The sequence below is a fragment of the Vibrio sp. Vb0349 genome (assembly GCF_033338975.1).
This window is the reverse complement of the sequence record NZ_JAWOTS010000005.1, coordinates 50,793-68,939: the sequence shown is the minus strand read 5'-3', so window position 1 is coordinate 68,939 and position 18,147 is coordinate 50,793. Positions and strand designations below refer to the sequence as shown.

Below are 18,147 nucleotides of genomic sequence, written 5' to 3'. Positions count from 1 at the left end.
GCGGGGTTTTTGTATCCAATCATGAGTATCTTAATCGACGCTGTAACAATAACTTAGAATGTAGTCGTCACCATTTTTTGCGGTATATTCTTTATCTTCACTGCATGCCATCGGCTTACCTTTTTTGTCGCCTTTGATTAGGCTTATCCAATGGCGCATCGCGGTTGGTGCATTGCCAGTTAGTTCAGGATGAAACGTCGTGCGAGTTTCCAATTGAATATCGTCAATGTCCACTAATTCCACGCAACCAGTGCCTTTGTGACAGCCAAACAGCACTTCTACATGATTGCCCGAATCATCTTTAAACAAAATCGACTTTGGATCTTCCTTTTCACCAGTGTACGCCACAAAATGTTTCGGACTTTTCAGGCCGCTATGCGTACCGTCTTTGAAGTAAGCCAATACATGGCGATAATCAATTACGTAACTTGATACGTCTTGGTGCGACCCGTTCTCCAATGGGAACATGCGGTCAAGCAGTTGCTTCGCTTTTACTTGTTTCTCACTCTGCTGCTCGGCACTTACCGCTTCGACGGCAAATACGGCTTCAGCGATAAATGGGCGTTGTTGTTGTTGCATCTCTTTTTTATCGAAGTTCAGCATATTCATCGTCATATCCTCGCACTTAAAAACTCGTCCTAGAGTAAAAACTTAAATCCTTTATTTAAGTTTCAGGCAATTCTGTGAAGTGGATGGTTAATTTCCTTGCCTGCTCATTATGTAGACTAGCGAAATATTGACTACAATTTCACAACAAAAATTTTACAATGTGAATTTTACAAAATGTCTGTGTCAAAAAGCCTTATTCGTCAGTCTCATTTTCTTGGTACGAAAATTCGTAATCTAAGAAAAAACAACCATTTAACGATGGAGGATTTATCTGCCCGTTGTGTAAGAATTAATCCAGAGTACGCTCCTTCGGTTTCTTACCTTTCGATGATTGAGCGCGGAAAACGCGTACCGAGTATCGATATGCTCGAAGTGATCGCGGAAGTTTTTCAAAAAGATCCTGCGTGGTTTTTAGATGATGAACCCGAATTAGAAGCCATCACACCCAACAAAGGGAATCGTGGTGGGATTAGTGGCATGGCGCTGGAGCCGAGCTTCCTGTTCTCCAATGATATTCTTCAAATCGCGATACCAGAAATGCTCTCCCAAACAGGTATCACGGGGCGTCAATTCGCCCACTTACTGATCCGTGCACACCAAGAAAACCATCAAAACCATTTTCCTGATTTAGAGCGCGCCGCCGAAGAGATCGGCTTGAAGCGGCTGAATCTATCTGTAGAAGATCTCGTAGACATTGCAAAGAGTATGGGATTGGATATCCGCTGGGTAGATCGAGCGCCACAAGATGTGATTGATGAACTGGGCGTCAGCGCCAAACAGTTGATTACGTCTTTCATGGAGCCACCTGGGACTATTTATCTCAATAAACGAATGCGTGACTATCCAACCCGATTGAAGTATGACTTGGCGGTATATATCGGCCATCGAGTGCTCCATAGCAGCGATGCAATGAATAACGTTTTATCTATCGGGCATCAAAACAATTGGGAGCAAATGGACAGCCCTGTGTCGAACTCTGAACTCAATTCGCAAGATATCCTGCAAGCTTGGCGTGATTTTGAGTCCAGCTTTTTTGCTGGTGCCTTGCTTTGCCCCAAAGTACCATTTCGTCAGTTGCTTGACCGCTCCGGTTACGAAATTGATGTTCACAAAAAGGCCGGCGTTTCTCCTTCCGTTGCAATGCGTCGCATGACGGTGGTCTCGCCTTACCCTCATTGGCACTATTTTGATGCCTATGGCCCTGGCAAGTTAAAAGCAGTGTATCGAGGAAACGGTATTCCATTGCCTTGGGGTAACATGCGCAAAGTGAACGACCCTTGCCAGCACTGGGCGGTATTCCGACGCCTTTCCCAGCCTTTGGATACAAGTTCAGCGCAAATTTCGATTTTAAATGTTGGCGACGAGCCACGTATCTACTGCTGCGAATCGGTCAACGTATTTGATCCTGCGGGGAATAATCGCGTGCTATGTGCCGGTATTGATCTTAACCCTGCCATTTCTGCACAAGGTGGCGATGCCGTTTCCATAGCGGAAGAACTTAAGTCCCTTTGTGTCGCTTCCGGCGGAAGTAGTGTTATTCCTCCCCACATCAAAAAAGACTTAACGACTATCGCTAAGATATTAAACATCAACTGGATAGAGCGCGGGATTCAAACCCAAGCAAGGTTAATCTGCTCCAGAGGGGCGGTTTGTCCAAGACAACCTAGTTGTTACAGCAAGTGCGAAGAAGCTGATGAGACGGGCAACGATGTGGATATCATCGGGCTTTAGAAAGAAAAAACGCCAATCACAATAAACGTGATTGGCGGTATATACTTGTGAACAATTTGTATTCACTAACAACGTCAGTTGGCTAGGTGACCCTCGGCTTAATAAGGGTCACTCTAAGTAAAGCACGATGCGTGCCAACTTTAAAAAAGCCGTTTTTTAGTAGATCCAGATGCATATCGTTGCTTTATTAACCATTAATTTCGCAAACTGCATTTGCAAAATGCAACATTATGCAAATATGCCACTAAATGCACTGCTAATAACGACTCTCTCAGCAAAGTGTCTGTGAACATATGAAGTCACATATTCTTGCACCTCAATGATGATGAGATTTCGGGATCCCAACTTTACCATTCCTCTAACCCCTTATTGAAACTGGGTTCAGGCTCATCCGCCATGCTTTTGTTGATACATTCTCTCATCGGCTATTTTCATCATTTGCTCAGGAGATGACATTTGCGGGTCAAATATCGCGTACCCAATACTGGCTTTCAAATAGATAAGCGTTTCATCGTAAATGACGGGCGTCGAGCATAGCGCTAATCGAAGTTTTTGTAGAAGGGACTGAACATTTTCTTCCGTTCCAGGGTGATGGACTACAACTAAAAACTCATCACCGCCCATTCTGGCCACGATGTCTGATTTACGCAGAGAGCTTTTTACCCTTTCAGCCGTAGCGATTAAAACTTTGTCACCTGCGTCGTGACCATAGGTATCGTTAATGTGTTTAAACCTATCTAGGTCAATATTAATTAAGGCGAAGCTATAACGCTTTTTATAACGTTTCGCTATTTCGAACTGCTGCTTGTAAAACTTCATAAAATAGCGACGGTTTGGTAAATTCGTGAGTTCATCGTGTAAAGCTCTGTCATCTGCAATGGTATACAGTCGATAAATGGCGAACAGCGCGAGGCTAAGTGCGAATATAATGGGATAGCCGATTACTCTAGCTAAATGCAACTGATGCCAAGAGATTTGGCGATCAGCTTTGCCTCCAGAGAAAACCACCATACTCCACCCACCATAAGGAAAATGAACCATCTCTTTTGCATATACCATGCTATTTACACTTTGCGCGCCAAAGAAAGCATCACCAAATGAGCCACCGCTATCGTAACCACGGATCATTAAAGGGTAACGATACGAGAAATCAATTACGCCGGTTTCTCTCATCAGAGCATCGAAATCAATCACCGCACTGATCACTCCCCAGTAGTCCTGATTCATTGGAGGATCAAGAAAAACAGGCACACGCACGATCAAACCTCGGCCACCTTGAATCAAAGTCACTGGCCCTGCGATGAAAATTTCTTGTACATCCTTGGCTTTTTGCACCTGTACCCACTGCTGTGGCACTGCGCGGTAATCAAGGCCGATTAGGCGCTCATTACCTTGGCGTGGAAATACATGACTAATTACATCATTTTTCGCGATACCGATGATTGTAATATGTTTACTTTTATTTAGGATTCGGTGAGCGGCGATACTCAATTCTTCTTCTTGATTTTTAGGAAGTAACGTAATGAGTGTCGCTAAAGTACTGGCTTTGTAGATATCCGCCATAAGTACCGCTTCCAAATTGGAACGGAGAATGGAAAGTTGTTCTTTGGCCTCAACTTGAACTCGCTCTTTGTGAAGCTCTTGCTGGTTTCGATTTAACAGCTCAATAACCCCAATACACAAAGCGAAAAAGGTGAGGAAGAACAATGCAAAATAGCATCGCTTTCTGGGTAAATAACGCATTTTCTCCCCACAACTCGTATACAACTACGAGATTTTTTATTTATTGTTAAAATTCTTATTATCACAAGAATAACCAATCATAATCAGAAAGGTAACAGTGATTGACAACTTTTATGTTTTAGGTGTGAGATGATGCATCAACAAGGCGATTTATTTGGCGGCGATCTATGGCAAGAAGTAGAAAGAGGAAAACTTTATTATGATCCTCATTTTCTTAACCATCTTGAGGCGGATAATTACTTTGACCAACTTCGAAAGACACTGCCATGGCACCAAGAACACATTACTATGTTCGGCAAGTCAGTACTTCAACCTCGCTTACAAGCGTGGCACGGTGATGCAGCATATACTTACTCAGGCTTAACCATGCAGCCTCACCCTTGGACTCCTGAGTTAACTCAGCTGAAAGTGCGTTGTGAATCAGTTGCTGATGTCACTTTTAACTCTGTTCTCGCTAACTTATATCGACACGGCCAAGACTCAATGGGCTGGCACCAAGATAATGAACCAGAGTTAGGTAGAAACCCTGTTATCGCATCTTTGAACTTAGGTGAAACACGTCGATTTTTGCTTAGAAATTTACATTGTAAAACTGAGATTGAATACGAGCTTTCTCACGGCTCCTTACTGATTATGGCTGGCGAGCTACAGCATCACTGGAAGCACTGCGTACCAAAAACCGCGAAAACCAAAGATGAACGTATCAACCTGACTTTTAGGCAAATTTTTAACTATTGACTCAGCTTTTACATTCTCAATTAATATTGATGGTAGGTTTAGGTTCAGGACTTCATAGGGAATGGATTTATGCGTATTAAACCTCTTAGCTTAGCGGTCTTACTCTCTTGCTCACTTACCTTTGCAGCTCAGGCATCACAGGAAGAGGTACCGCTTCTCGATAATACTCAATCAGCGCAGTTGATTCGTAGTACCTACGAACAGGAACTGTTCACTTTCCCGGCGTTTAAAGAGGGCCATTTTGGCTTACGCATGTACCGCCAAACATTAGATGAGAAATATCACGCTGCCATTTGGACCGACATGGCACAAGTAGCCAGCCGGTTAAACCAATTTGCTAATGAAGTTGTTGAACCAGAAGACATCATTCTCTATTCATCTCAAAGGCTGACCACGTATCAAGAGAAAGAAACCGAACGAGGGCAGCGACGCTATACCGTGACTAAACACCATCCTGAGTACCTTTATCTTGGTGTGGATTTGCTTGGCGCATTGGCAAGAGCAAACGAATACGGCCTAAAGCATAAACAAGACAAAACGCTGAGAAAAATTATTAGGCGCTACGATTTCTCGCGTTACGTTACGGACAAAGAGATGATAGAAGCATGGGCAGCTCAGCTTGCAAACCAAGTCTACTGGCTTCGTCAGTTAGGAGAGCAAGATGTGGTCGAGGAATTCACTCAAACCTTCCGGAACACCTACCCCGACGATAAAGATAAGATGCTTTCAGCTCAGCAGTATTGGAACAAACTCTATGGTATGACGCACATCATCTTTGCCGATTCACAGTATTATCAGGAGCGAGTAAGCGAGAAGAAACACCAATGGATTTATGATTACTTTCGCAACAACATCGACACTATACTACTGCGCGCCAAAGAAGACGTGATTGCGGAAGTCGGCATTTCGTTTTTGTTAGCAGGCTTGGACCATGATCCGGTCGTAAAGAAGACCCGCCAAGCCATTCGTCACGCAATCAACGCAGAAAAAGGGATGATTCCGTCGGTCGACGGTAACTTTGATCTCAAGTACGGCGAACACCGTAACGTACTAGCCATCATGCTGCTCGATTGGAAAGGGGTACATAAAGCGCCAACTTATCAAGAGCACCCAGAGGCTTTTAAATCGATACCTTACGGCTTAATGCCCAAGCCTTAGAAATAACAAAACCCGCCATTTAGGCGGGTTTTTAGTGTGTATCTTCAATCTAAATTAGAGAGAGATAAAAATGCCCGCTAAGCACGCACTCATCAGGTTAGCGAGTGTACCAGCAGCAACCGCTTTTAGGCCTAGACTTGCAACATCTTTGCGGCGCTCAGGTGCCATCACGCCGATAGAACCCAACTGAATCGCAATTGAGCCAATGTTCGCAAAACCACACAACGCAAAAGTGATAATAATTTGAGTATGCTCAGACAGTGTCGCTTTGTGCTGCACAAAATCGATAAACGCAACAAACTCATTCATCACCACTTTCTGACCAATGTATGAACCCGCAGCTAGAATTTCGTGGCTTGGCACACCAATCAACCATGCGAGAGGTGCAAACAAATAACCAAAAATCGCTTGTAGCGTTACGCCAGAGAAACCAAATATCTCACCCAAGTTTTCTAGCCCCGTGTTCACCATCGCGATAACACTCACGAAAGCGATAAGCATGGTACCAACAGCAACGGCAACTTTCATACCGCCCATGGCACCGCTTGCTAGCGCATCAATAACGTTACTTTCTTCTGATTTATCTAGCTCAATATTGTTGTAATCGCTTGGCGTTTGACGCTCAGGAACGATGATTTTTGCCATCATCAAACTACCTGGTGCTGCCATAAAGCTTGCCGCGATCAAGTATTTGAGGTCGACACCCAAACCAGCATAACCACCAAGCACACTGCCCGCCACTGAAGCCATACCACCAGCCATCACGGCAAACAGTTCAGAGCGAGTCATGTTAGAAAGAAATGGACGAATAAGAAGTGGTGACTCGCCTTGAGATAAGAAAATGTTCCCTGTTGCAACCAAAGACTCTGCTTTACTCGTACCCAAGAACTTCTGGATAGCGCCGCCAATAAATTGAATCACTTTTTGCATAATGCCCAAATAGTAAAGGGCGGAGATAAGAGCACTGAAGAAGATGATGATAGGAAGGACACGGATAGCGAAGATAAAGCCAGAAGAAGCGAGGTCACCAAAGAGGAATTTAATCCCTTCATCAGCAAAGCTGAGTAGCCCCGCGACACCATTACTTAAACTCGCCAGCGCCGCTTGACCCAACGGGAAATAGAGCACCAAAGCAGCAAACCCCATTTGTAGCATCAAGGCGCGAGATACAGTTTTCCAATTAATGGAAGAACGACCCTCAGAAAGTAGGAAAGCACAACCTAGCAGTGCAACAATACCAAATAGACTAAATAGAACACTCATGAGCTGGACCTACTAAACGTTGAAAAAGAAAAAAGAGCCAAAGGAATTGGCAGAAGAAAGGGACAACGCAGCGAGTGATAACTCACTTTTAGATCCAGAATGTAGACAGAACGAATAGTTCGACATCTTATTTTTACCTTATACAAGCAATTGAACTTAGCTGGTCCGGTCCGTGGGGTCATTCACTGCTGGCGAGCATGTTGCTTGGCCTGCTCCATGTGACGGCTTGTATGGGTAAGGGTCCTGAACAACTAAACCCTAATTCCCGCTTAAACGGGACGCAAGTATAGCCAACAAAAAGAGATATTCATCACATTTATTTACGCAAACGTTCAAGCGTTCAAAATTTAGGCAAAAGTACTCTTTTGTCGTCATACCATTAATAAAAGTAAGGGAATAAGGATAGGCGTTGATGGTAAAAAACATAAAAGTGACCAATAAATATGCAATCAAACTCGAAAGAGCCAAAATTCGTCATTTTGCTCTCGCCAACAGGTGGATTTTGGTTATAATTCGCGTTGCTTCTTTCGAGGCCTCTGAGTATTCAGAGCATCATGATGCCGAGATGGTGAAATTGGTAGACACGCTAGCATGAGGTGCTAGTGCCTTTGGTGTGAGGGTTCGAGTCCCTCTCTCGGCACCATTATCCTTCTTCCCTAATTTTGTTCGAGTGTAATGCAAAGTTCTAAGCAGGCAAGACAGTCTACAGATGCTAACCAACTTCTGAGTGAGCTTGCGGTTCACGCTTTATTACACCTGCACTTTAAAATTCACGCGTCCTCGCATGGCCTCTCCCTTAAAGAACGTAATGACTTACTTCAGAAATGGCTGAAACCAAAACTGAAGAGTAATCGCTATAAGCTGATTAAAAAGCCGTTAAAATCTTTGACTCAGCAGGCAAAAGGTGAGAACGGAAATCTGGAAGAATTACTCGAGCGCTGCGTCGGTGCAGACAAACCCAGAAATCCTCAACCCGATCTAGATAGCTACTTGCTGCTGATCAACGAGATTGAGAAGAAACTGGGGACTACCGTGTTATTATCGCGACCGGAAGACGTCGACTTATCTCACGACCAACACGGCTGTTTGCTGTGTGTGCTTTCTGAGAACTTAAATCAGCACTTCGATGATAATAACGCCCTAATCGCTCCTATTTCGATGCTGTTCCGCGGACCAATGAGTCAACGCTCACTTTTTCTTGGCAGCATTTACGCCAGTGGTACCTTCAATTATGAAGTGCAGTATCAAGACGACCAGTTCGTTCGCATCACATTAGAGTTAGCGTAACTGTAACGCTAAGAAATAAACGAATCGAAAAAGGCCGTGAAACTCGCGGCCTTTTGCTTATCTAGATTTAAACTTGAGTTAATCGATCTCTTTAAATCGAGCAGTAAAGTGGCGCAGCACTGGTGGCTCGTACTCGAAAGTGAGCCCTTTTAACTCATGTGCACGATTTTTCAGTTCGATAATCGCATCCGCAATGTAATCCATATGATCGTTTGTGTAGACACGACGTGGAATGGTCAAACGCATCAACTCAAGCTCTGACGCTTTTTGTTTACCCGTTTCCGGATCTCGACCAAGCAGCAACGATCCTATCTCTACTGCTCGAATACCCGCTTCCAAGTACAAAGCATTACACAATACCTGCGCAGGAAACTGATCCGCTGGAATATGTGGCAAAATCTTAGCGGCATCCACAAACACCGCATGACCACCCGTTGGGTATTGAATCGGAATACCGCCTTCACGTAAGCGCTCACCTAAGTATTGAACTTGGCTAATTCTATAGTGAAGAAAATCCTCATCCGCGGCTTCATACAAACCGCGAGCGAGCGCTTCCATATCACGCCCAGCCATGCCGCCGTATGTTACAAATCCTTCCATGGGTACGCAGCGCGTCTGCACCGCCTGGAACAACTCCTTATGATCACGAATACAACACATGCCACCAATGTTTACCATCGGGTCTTTCTTAGCTGACATGGTGAGCATATCACCGTACTGGTACATCTCACGGATGATTTCCAGAATCGATTTATTCTCGTAACCCGCTTCACGCTGCTTGATAAAGTAGGCGTTCTCACAGTAACGAGCCGAGTCAATCACCACTGGAATATCGTACTTGGTTGCAATCTCGTACACACTGCGCATGTTTTCCATCGACACAGGCTGACCACCGGAGCTATTACAAGTAATCGTGGTGATAATTGCACAAATGTTATGCGAACCGTGCGCTTCAATTGTTGCCACCAGCTTATCGATATCAAAATTGCCCTTCCAATCATAAGGCGTAGTGGTGTCGAATGCTTCTTCCGTTACCACGTTAATCGCTTTACCGCCATTGAGTTCAATGTGACCCGCTGTGGTATCAAAATGGTAGTTCGAGATAAATACTGGCGTTTCGCCACCACGCACCTGACGCATACGCTCAATCAAAGCTGGGAACAAAATTTGCTCGGCACCACGCCCTTGGTGTGCAGGCACGGTGAGCTTATAACCGAAGAAGTGCTCCACTGCATCACACAGGTTGTAGTAATTTCGACTCCCCGCATAGGATTCATCCCCCATCATGATGCCAGCCCACTGATTATCACTCATGGCACCAGTGCCAGAGTCAGTCAGCAAATCGATATAAACATCATCACTACGAAGAAGAAATGGATTATAGCCCGCTTCTTTTAACGCGACTTCACGGTCTGCCAAAGTCGTCATTTTGATTGGCTCAACCATTTTGATACGGAAAGGTTCTGGAATACGTTTCATTGTTAATTTCCTTATACGCATTGCCCTACGCAGTTTCACGTAAGACTAAAAAACAAATAGATAGAATACTTTTCAATGCGATTGCATTGAGGAAATCAACGAGAAGAGATTTTACTAAGAAGAGACAAGCAGTAGTCTAGGTTATACCAGAACGACAGCACCAAACGGCTATCGAGAATATCCTTTATTCTCATCGTCTTCGTCCTCCTGATAAAAATAAAAAGTCAGAAACCCCATGTCTCTGACCTTTTCAATATAGTGCAGTTTTCAATCAATTTTCAGTGAGGTCACCCTCATTTTAAGAAGGTCTCGCCCTTTTCATTCTGCGTTTGATATTACTTTCTTTGACTAGGTAATCGAAAAGTGGCGCGAATAAGTTAGCAAATAGAATCGCTAACATGATGCCTTCTGGATAAGCCGGGTTCAGCACTCGGATAAAAATCGTCATCACGCCGATTAATAGTCCGTATGCCCATTTCCCGTTATTGGTAAAAGCTGCCGAGACAGGGTCTGTCGCCATGAAGAAGGTACCAAACGCAACCCCACCAATCACGAAGTGCCAGTAGAACGGCATGGAGAACATGGGGTTAGAGTCTGAACCGATCGCATTCAATAGTAATGAAGCTCCGATTAAACCGACCAACACGCCCGCAACAATTCTCCACGATGCAATCTTCATAAAGATGAGAACCAAGCCTGTTAGTGCGATCAACAACGTGGAGACTTCACCCATCGAGCCTGGTAAATTACCAACAAAAGCATCTCCCCATGAAATTGGCTCTCCCGTCATATTATTTATCAAAGCACTTTGCCCTCCTTCATACCATTGGCTAAGTGGAGTAGCGCCAGAGTAACCATCAGCCGCGACCCACACGGCACCACCGGACATGTTGGCAGGATAGGCAAAGTATAAGAACGCGCGCCCTGCTAAAGCTGGATTTAGGAAGTTTCGTCCAGTACCACCAAAAATCTCCTTCGCCACAACAATACCGAAAGTGATACCTAAAGCCGCTTGCCATAGTGGAATTGTCGGGGGAAGGATCAGCGCAAAGAGTATAGAGCTGACAAAAAAACCTTCATTTACCTCATGCTTTCGCACAATAGCAAACAGAACTTCCCAGAAACCACCAACGATAAACACCGTCGCATAAACCGGGAGAAAGTAAGTAGCACCAAGCCACATTTTACTTCCCCACCCCGCTTGTGAAACCGCATCTAACGAGCCCCATACCCAACTCAGTTGCCATGAAGAAACAAGCGCTTGCTGAGCTGAGGCTTGATCCATTCCATACAACAAGGCATCACTCGCTTGCTGGCCTATGTTGTACATGCCCCAGAACATGGCAGGGAAGACCGCCAGCCACACCATGATCATAATACGTTTTAAATCGATGCTATCTCGAACGTGAGTCATGCCCTGGTTTACCTTACCAGGCGTGTAAAAAATGGTTTCGACAGCTTCGAAAAGTGGGTAGAACTTGTGATACTTCCCACCTGGACCAAACTTAGGTGTCGCTTTCTCGAAGTAATGTTTAAGGCTCATAACGCTCCTCCTTTATCTAAAAGATGGTACGCACATGTGTAAAAAGCGATCGTTTTTTAATCTCTTCGTCTTCCTTCTTCGTATTTCACCTTGTTCGCCACTCTTCTGTCTCCTCTTTAAATCCGGCGAACTGTTTATCCAACGAAAAAGGGACCGCTCATGGACACACTCGCCATTGACCTAGCTAGATTCCAATTTGCCTTTACTGTCTCTTTCCACATTATTTTTCCAGCTTTTACGATTGGTTTGGCAAGTTATCTCGCTGTATTAGAGGGCTTGTACTTAAAAACGGGCAACAAACAGTACATGCAAATCTATAAGTACTGGCTCAAAATCTTTGCCATCAGTTTTGGTATGGGTGTGGTGAGTGGCATCGTGTTGAGCTATCAATTCGGTACTAACTGGAGCGTGTTTGCCGACAAAACAGGCCCAATCCTAGGCCCGCTAATGGGTTATGAAGTTTTTACTGCGTTTTTCCTCGAAGCTGGGTTTTTAGGCGTGATGCTTTTCGGTATGGATAAGGTAGGTAAGAAGCTTCACTTCGCCGCGACTTGTATTGTTGCATTCGGGACGTTTTTGTCTGCGTTTTGGATACTTTCGGTTAATAGTTGGATGCAAACACCAGCGGGCTATAGTATCAACGAAGCCGGACAGTTTGTCCCAGAAGGCTGGTGGGCGATTGTCTTCAACCCTTCTTTTCCTTACCGGCTCGTTCATATGTTGCTCGCCGCTTACCTTACTACTGCCTTTGTTGTAGCTGGCGTTGCCGCTTATCACTTACTAAAAGCAAACCATAACCCTCTAGCCAGAATTATGTTCTCGATGGCAATGTGGATGGCTGCCATCGTGACACCAATTCAAATCGTTGCTGGAGACATGCATGGATTAAACACCCTTGAACATCAACCCGCCAAAGTCGCCGCGATGGAAGGGCACTATGAGTCTCACCAAGGCGCGCCATTGATCCTCTTCGGTATCCCTAACGATGAAGAAAAACGCATGGAATACGCACTGGAAATCCCCAAGCTCGGTAGTTTGATTTTAACTCATGACCTCAACGGTGAAGTGAAGGGATTAGATGCTTTTCCAGAGGAGGAACACCCTCCTGTATCTATCGTTTTCTGGTCTTTCCGAGTAATGGTCGCGCTTGGTTTTGGCATGCTTGTTATTGGTTTGTGGAGCCTTTGGCTAAGAACACGTCGCAAACTTTTTGATTCAAGGGCACTTCAACGTATTTGTGTCCTGTTTGCCCCAGCGGGGTTCATTGCAGTTTTAGCAGGCTGGATAACTACCGAAGTCGGTCGACAGCCTTACACCGTATACGGTCTTTTAACCACAGCCAATTCGGCATCGCCTATTGATGCCGCCGCGGTGAGCGTCTCCCTGACGGCGTTCATCGTGGTTTACTTTGTGGTTTTTGGAGCTGGCTTCTTCTATCTCCTACGCTTGATGCGTAAGTCTCCAACTCGATATGAAGAAGGTCTAGATAGCCGACTTCCTGATGGCACGAAAACCGATGCCATCACACATTCTAACCATCTAACCTAGGAGCTAACTCATGGATTACGCATTAATTTGGTACGCTTTGATTGGGCTCGCCGTTCTGATTTATGTCGTGTTAGATGGCTTTGATCTCGGTATTGGTATCCTATTTCTCAGCGCTAATGACGATGAAGAGCGCGACATGATGATGAACAGCATCGCTCCTGTTTGGGATGGGAATGAAACTTGGCTAGTTCTTGGCGGTGGTGGGCTTTTTGCCGTGTTCCCCCTCGCCTACGCGGTCATTATGCCAGCACTCTATGCTCCCCTGATTTTAATGCTGCTCGGGTTAATTCTGCGCGGGGTTTCTTTTGAGTATCGCTTCCGAACACAACGCGGAAAGTTTTTATGGGATAGCGCTTTTTTCATTGGTTCACTCACCGCGGCATTGATGCAAGGCATTATGCTCGGAACCCTGCTCCAAGGTATAGAGGTTAGTGAACGAGCATACGCAGGTGGATGGTTTGATTGGCTTTCACCATTTAGCGTATTTTGTGGCCTGGCGCTTGTTTGTGCTTATATTCTGCTCGGTTCATGCTGGTTATTAATCAAGCTTCCAGAAGAGCTGATGGGGCGCTATTACGTGGTCGCGCGACGATGGGGACTAGCGATGGTAGCCTGTATATTCATCGCCAGTTTGTGGCTGCCATTGAGCCAAAATATCGTATTTGAACGTTGGTTCTCATTACCAAACTCGCTACTGTTTTTCATTTTACCAATTATTGCTGCGGCACTTATTTGGCAGCTATTCAAAGCATTGCTCGACCACAAAGCCGTCCGAGCCTACGTTCTTGCGATCGGCCTGTTTCTTGTGTCCGCGATGGGTTTCGGTGTCAGTACATTCCCTTACTTGGTCCCATTCGCACTCACTTATCAAGACGTCGCCGCGCCAGACAAAAGTTTGGCATTTTTACTTGCCGGTGCGATGGTATTACTTCCTCTGATCATAGCCTACACGGCTTATTCGTACTGGGTTTTCCGCGGCAAGATGAAACGTGGAGAAGGATATCACTGATGAAACTAAAACCCATTTTGTGGTTCATTGGCATTTGGCTGGTAAGCGTGGTCGCCTTGTTTATCATCAGTTCGTTGATACGAACTGCGATATTGTAGGCCCAGAGTCTACTGCACCACATCTGAAGCCATTGAGGTCTATACTCAAACAAGAGTAAAACAACGGAGTGTTTTTATGACCTTAAAGCGGTTTCTGGTAACTTTGATTCCTTTGACGGTTCCACTGTTTTCACCAAATGCATTGGCCGTAGACAAGCAGATGTCATCCGCCATGAAAAGTAAAATGCGGTCTATTTGCTCCGCAACAGACGAGCAGGGTCATTGGCAACTTGCTGAAGCAACTCCTGACGCAAGACGCTCACTCAACATGGTGCTTTATCAAATGAATGCCGATGATAAATTGAAAGCAATTCATGAGGTGAGAACCAAAATGGTCGGCGGCACCCATTATGCGTTTGAGTTCGAGTTGCAAGATGGTCAAGTCTGGAATGCAATTGTATTGCACAGTGCCCGAGGCGATTACATGATAGAAAGACACGCAAAGAAAGGGGAACTCTGCCCTAAAGATGGCGACTCCTAATCCCCAGATTCAAATAAAACAAAGGCGACAGTTACGTCGCCTTTGTTTTATACCGTTTTCGCTTCTATCTTCTCATTCACTTTATCGCAAATGTACTCTCCAATAGGCATTGCAGATGTCGCTGCAGGAGAGGGGGCGTTGCAAACGTGTAAGCTTCTTGCGCTTTCGGCAAACAAGAAGTCATGAACCAAGGTTCCGTCGGATAACACCGCTTGCGCACGAATACCCGCTGGATATGGTTTGAGATCGTCTGCCTTGATGCTTGGGCAGTATTTATTGACCAGCTTGAGATAGCCCGGCTTCCACCACGAGTTCTTAAACTCATCCAATCCGGTTTTTAGATGCTTTTGTGTCACCTTCCAGAAACCGGAGAAACTGAGCATTTGCATGGTATCTTGCAAGCTGAAGTTAACCTTGTCGTACCCTTCTCGCTTCCAGCCTTGCACCGCATTTGGACCTACGGTCACACTGCCATCAATCATGCGAGTCAGATGGACGCCCAAGAATGGCAAGTCAGGGTCGGGAATTGGATAAATAAGATGATTCACCACTTGGTCGTGTTTGCTATCTAAGCGGTAGTATTCACCACGATAAGGGATGATCTGAAAGTCAGTTGGAATACCCATCATCTTAGTCATGCGATCCGCCATCAAGCCGCTGCAAGTAACCAAGAACTTAGTATTAAGCTGCATCGTTTGACCGTCTGAAATGCAGGTCAGTTGGACTTCCTCGTCCTTCTCTTCGGCAGCCACCACTTTGGTTCTCAAGCTGATTTGACCGCCGAGTTTTTTGAATTCTTCCGCCATCTGCTCAGTGACCAAACGATAATCGACAATACTGGTGGTTTTGACATAAATCGCGCCCAAGCCTGTGATGTTTGGTTCAGCCAGTTTGAGTTGAACTTCATCGAGTAGCTTTACGTCGATGCCGTTGACATGGCAGCGCTCATAGAGGGCATTCATGCGTTCGACTTCTTGCTCATTAGTTGCAACCAACAACTTGCCACAGTTCTCCACCGGAATATCGTGCTCAGCACAGAACGAAATGGTTCGCTCTACCCCACGCTTACAAAAGTCGGCTTTTAAGCTGCCCGGAGCATAGTACACCCCAGCATGAATCACACCGCTATTGTGTCCGGTTTGGTGCTTGGCAAAACCGGACTCTTTCTCAACCAATAAAATGGATTTGTCTGGGTGACGTTGTTGCAGCTGCCATGCTGTCGATACGCCGACGATACCGCCACCGACAATAATGTAGTCATAGACTGATTTCATACGACCTCTTATAAAACCGATAGTTGAGATTGTTGCAATTTGAACTTGCGACCACTGTAAATGAACACCGCGACAAATACCGCGCAGCTTGCCACACGAACCAACATTGGGATGTCGTGCCAAACCAGCAATGTACCCACCACTACCAACAAGAGACGAGTCAGAATGTTTAGAGGACCTTCCAAGTAGCCTTCAATCGCACCAATCAATGCATAGGTACCGATGATGGCAAAGAAGCCTACGGTAATTACCGACGTCACATCCCAACTGACCAAGCCTGTATAGGCAATAAGTAGCGGTACAAGATACAAACCTTTGGCGATTTTCCACGCCATCAAACCAGTGCGCATCGGTGGTGTTTTGGCGATGGTTGCTGCTGCAAAAGCGGTCAAACACACTGGTGGTGTAACGTTACTGTCTTGCGATAACCAAAAGATGATGAGGTGAGCAGCCAGCAATGCCAAGCCTACCGCTTCCATACCCAAACTTTGCTCTAGTAGGGTTTCCATAAAGTCCGCAGGTACTAGCGCCACCATTTCTTTCGCGGTTTCCAACGCCATTGGTGCATTAAGCAGTTCCAGCTTTTCTGGCGCCGCTAACATGAAGATCGCTTTTGCTTGTTCAGGCAATTGACCTGACACCATCAATTCAAGCAGTTGGTTTTCCGCAATCAACTTGTAAAGCGCAGGGGCAGACAGTGTACCCAATACAATATACGCCGCTGTCACAGGTAAACCCATACCCAAAACAAGAGAAGCGAGTGCAATCAGAACGATCATGATGAACAAGTCACCATTCGCCCAACCATCGATCATCAATGAGAACGTGTTGCCGATACCCGTTGTGCTGATCACGTTGATCACCAAACCAATACCCACCAGCAATACGGCGGTTGTCGCCATGTTTTTCGCACCTTGTGAAAGTGCCTCGATGATCGCTTTTGGTCCCATCTTGTGATCTTTTGAGAACCAAGAAGCCACCACCACAGAAATGATCGACAAGCCAGCAGCGTAAGTTGGCGTAAAGCCTTGAACCAACAAAGTAACCAACACCGCCAGCGGGATAAGGTTGTGCCAACCGCTGATCAGCACTTTCAATAGAGATTCATCGCTGGTCGTGATTTTTTGAACGCCGCTGCGTTTGGCTTCGATACGCACAAAGAACGCAACAGATAAGAAATAAATAAGAGCAGGAATGAAAGAAACTGCGATGATATCGACATAAGGAATTTGCGTGTAAGACGCCATGATGAAAGCACCCGCCCCCATCACTGGTGGCATCAACTGACCACCTGTCGACGCTGCAGCTTCAACCCCCGCCGCAAAGCGCGAAGGAAAACCTGCTTTTTGCATTAAAGGAATACTGATAACACCAGTTGAAACCGTATTTGCCACACTAGATCCAGATACTGAGCCCATCAATCCCGAGCCAATCACTGCGATAAAACCGGGACCACCAATGATTTTGCCAGCCGCAGCACGTGCCACATTGATGATGTAATCACCGACACCAGAGCGCACAAGAAACGCACCAAACAGAATGAACATGAATACGAAAGTCCAACTGATGCGCGAAATAGAGCCAAACATGCCCTCAGAAGAATAGAAGCTACGGTAGAGCAAGGTTTCCATGCTCAAACCCGGGAAGTGGAAAATACCTGTCGCCCACTTACCCCAAAGCACAACGTAGCTTAAACACACCACAATCAGCACTGGAATAAACCAACCCATGGTGCGTCGGATCAGCTCAATCACAATCAGGATTGCCATGATGGCGAAGACCCAATCGCTGGTCACGAACTTCACACCGCGTTCATACAGCGCATCTTCGGCATAGGGAATGTAGAGCAAACACGCGACCGCGCCCATAGCAATTAACACATCGATGCCGAGTGCAATCTTACTCTGCTTAAGAGAGATATGAGCCGGATACCAAAGCGCACAAATCACCGCAAAGCCAGCAAAGTGGGTCGCGGAAATCCATAACTCTGGTAACGTCGATAAGGTATTAAACCAAATGTGCAAAGCAGACAACACCACGCCAAACACTGTAATTGTGGTGGTTACCCACGGAAAATCAGTGCGCGTGGGCAGCTCAAACTTCTGCAATTCCTTTTCTATTGAGTCGCTCATCTCATACTCCAAGCTCTGGCGGCTTTTTCCATCTTAGAAATCGGTAGGGATAAA

At 45.6% G+C, this 18,147-nt stretch carries 15 protein-coding genes and 1 tRNA gene; 9 read left to right on the top strand and 7 right to left on the bottom strand.

The genetic code is table 11. The features are described from left to right. Nucleotides 1–30 precede the first annotated feature (30 nt). The gene (locus R7Q47_RS08050) at nucleotides 31–609 is read right to left on the bottom strand and encodes a malate synthase (RefSeq protein ID WP_005374156.1); all 579 of its coding nucleotides are present in this window, start codon (nucleotides 607–609) and stop codon (nucleotides 31–33) included. A gap of 174 nt (nucleotides 610–783) precedes the next feature. Here R7Q47_RS08050 and R7Q47_RS08045 point away from each other — a divergent pair, with 174 nt between their 5' ends. Beyond that, entirely contained in the window at nucleotides 784–2,340 is a 1,557-nt protein-coding gene (locus tag R7Q47_RS08045; protein ID WP_005374158.1) for a DUF3612 domain-containing protein, read from the top strand. 387 nt (nucleotides 2,341–2,727) lie between these two features. Here the strand turns inward: R7Q47_RS08045 and R7Q47_RS08040 are convergent, their stop codons facing one another. Further along, nucleotides 2,728–4,083 (bottom strand): diguanylate cyclase, encoded by a 1,356-nt coding sequence (locus R7Q47_RS08040; RefSeq protein ID WP_005374160.1) that lies wholly within the window; start codon nucleotides 4,081–4,083, stop codon nucleotides 2,728–2,730. 132 nt (nucleotides 4,084–4,215) lie between these two features. Here R7Q47_RS08040 and R7Q47_RS08035 point away from each other — a divergent pair, with 132 nt between their 5' ends. Further along, complete coding sequence (locus R7Q47_RS08035; protein ID WP_025768047.1) at nucleotides 4,216–4,821, top strand: alpha-ketoglutarate-dependent dioxygenase AlkB family protein; 606 nt, start codon at nucleotides 4,216–4,218, stop codon at nucleotides 4,819–4,821. Between the two features lie 69 nt (nucleotides 4,822–4,890). Beyond that, nucleotides 4,891–5,979 (top strand): DUF3541 domain-containing protein, encoded by a 1,089-nt coding sequence (locus R7Q47_RS08030; protein ID WP_213969632.1) that lies wholly within the window; start codon nucleotides 4,891–4,893, stop codon nucleotides 5,977–5,979. Nucleotides 5,980–6,033: 54 nt separating this feature from the next. On the opposite strand, the gene R7Q47_RS08025 is transcribed toward R7Q47_RS08030, so the two are convergent. Then, complete coding sequence (locus R7Q47_RS08025) at nucleotides 6,034–7,242, bottom strand: NupC/NupG family nucleoside CNT transporter (protein ID WP_154204160.1); 1,209 nt, start codon at nucleotides 7,240–7,242, stop codon at nucleotides 6,034–6,036. Nucleotides 7,243–7,654: 412 nt separating this feature from the next. Between R7Q47_RS08025 and R7Q47_RS08020 the strand changes: the two genes are divergently transcribed. From R7Q47_RS08020 to R7Q47_RS08010, 3 genes are all read left to right on the top strand, one after another. Beyond that, nucleotides 7,655–7,837 (top strand): hypothetical protein, encoded by a 183-nt coding sequence (locus tag R7Q47_RS08020; protein ID WP_021035910.1) that lies wholly within the window; start codon nucleotides 7,655–7,657, stop codon nucleotides 7,835–7,837. Continuing rightward, a tRNA-Leu gene (locus R7Q47_RS08015) sits at nucleotides 7,802–7,885 on the top strand. The genes R7Q47_RS08020 and R7Q47_RS08015 overlap by 36 nt, the downstream gene beginning before the upstream one ends. A 32-nt stretch (nucleotides 7,886–7,917) precedes the next feature. Further along, nucleotides 7,918–8,529 (top strand): DUF2913 family protein, encoded by a 612-nt coding sequence (locus tag R7Q47_RS08010; protein ID WP_005384170.1) that lies wholly within the window; start codon nucleotides 7,918–7,920, stop codon nucleotides 8,527–8,529. A gap of 78 nt (nucleotides 8,530–8,607) precedes the next feature. Here R7Q47_RS08010 and R7Q47_RS08005 read toward each other — a convergent pair whose 3' ends face one another. Both R7Q47_RS08005 and R7Q47_RS08000 read right to left on the bottom strand, forming a co-directional pair. Then, nucleotides 8,608–10,008: a tryptophanase gene (locus R7Q47_RS08005; protein WP_005384172.1), complete on the bottom strand. Its 1,401-nt coding sequence runs from the start codon at nucleotides 10,006–10,008 to the stop codon at nucleotides 8,608–8,610. Between the two features lie 298 nt (nucleotides 10,009–10,306). Further along, nucleotides 10,307–11,551: an NADH:ubiquinone reductase (Na(+)-transporting) subunit B gene (locus tag R7Q47_RS08000; protein WP_047102825.1), complete on the bottom strand. Its 1,245-nt coding sequence runs from the start codon at nucleotides 11,549–11,551 to the stop codon at nucleotides 10,307–10,309. Nucleotides 11,552–11,710: 159 nt separating this feature from the next. Here R7Q47_RS08000 and R7Q47_RS07995 point away from each other — a divergent pair, with 159 nt between their 5' ends. The 3 genes from R7Q47_RS07995 (at nucleotide 11,711) to R7Q47_RS07985 (ending at nucleotide 14,687) form a co-directional block, all read left to right on the top strand. Next, nucleotides 11,711–13,099: a cytochrome ubiquinol oxidase subunit I gene (locus tag R7Q47_RS07995; protein ID WP_318088904.1), complete on the top strand. Its 1,389-nt coding sequence runs from the start codon at nucleotides 11,711–11,713 to the stop codon at nucleotides 13,097–13,099. Between the two features lie 10 nt (nucleotides 13,100–13,109). Continuing rightward, nucleotides 13,110–14,108 (top strand): cytochrome d ubiquinol oxidase subunit II, encoded by a 999-nt coding sequence (gene cydB, locus R7Q47_RS07990; RefSeq protein WP_053349384.1) that lies wholly within the window; start codon nucleotides 13,110–13,112, stop codon nucleotides 14,106–14,108. 174 nt (nucleotides 14,109–14,282) lie between these two features. After that, on the top strand, nucleotides 14,283–14,687 hold the full coding sequence (locus tag R7Q47_RS07985; RefSeq protein WP_047102827.1) for a hypothetical protein: 405 nt from the start codon (nucleotides 14,283–14,285) through the stop codon (nucleotides 14,685–14,687). A 47-nt stretch (nucleotides 14,688–14,734) separates the two neighbouring features. Here the strand turns inward: R7Q47_RS07985 and lhgO are convergent, their stop codons facing one another. Together lhgO and R7Q47_RS07975 are read right to left on the bottom strand one after the other, a co-directional pair. Beyond that, on the bottom strand, nucleotides 14,735–15,961 hold the full coding sequence (gene lhgO / locus R7Q47_RS07980) for an L-2-hydroxyglutarate oxidase (RefSeq protein WP_318088901.1): 1,227 nt from the start codon (nucleotides 15,959–15,961) through the stop codon (nucleotides 14,735–14,737). Nucleotides 15,962–15,969: 8 nt separating this feature from the next. Then, the gene (locus R7Q47_RS07975; RefSeq protein ID WP_009705104.1) at nucleotides 15,970–18,093 is read right to left on the bottom strand and encodes a TRAP transporter permease; all 2,124 of its coding nucleotides are present in this window, start codon (nucleotides 18,091–18,093) and stop codon (nucleotides 15,970–15,972) included. Nucleotides 18,094–18,147: the final 54 nt, after the last annotated feature.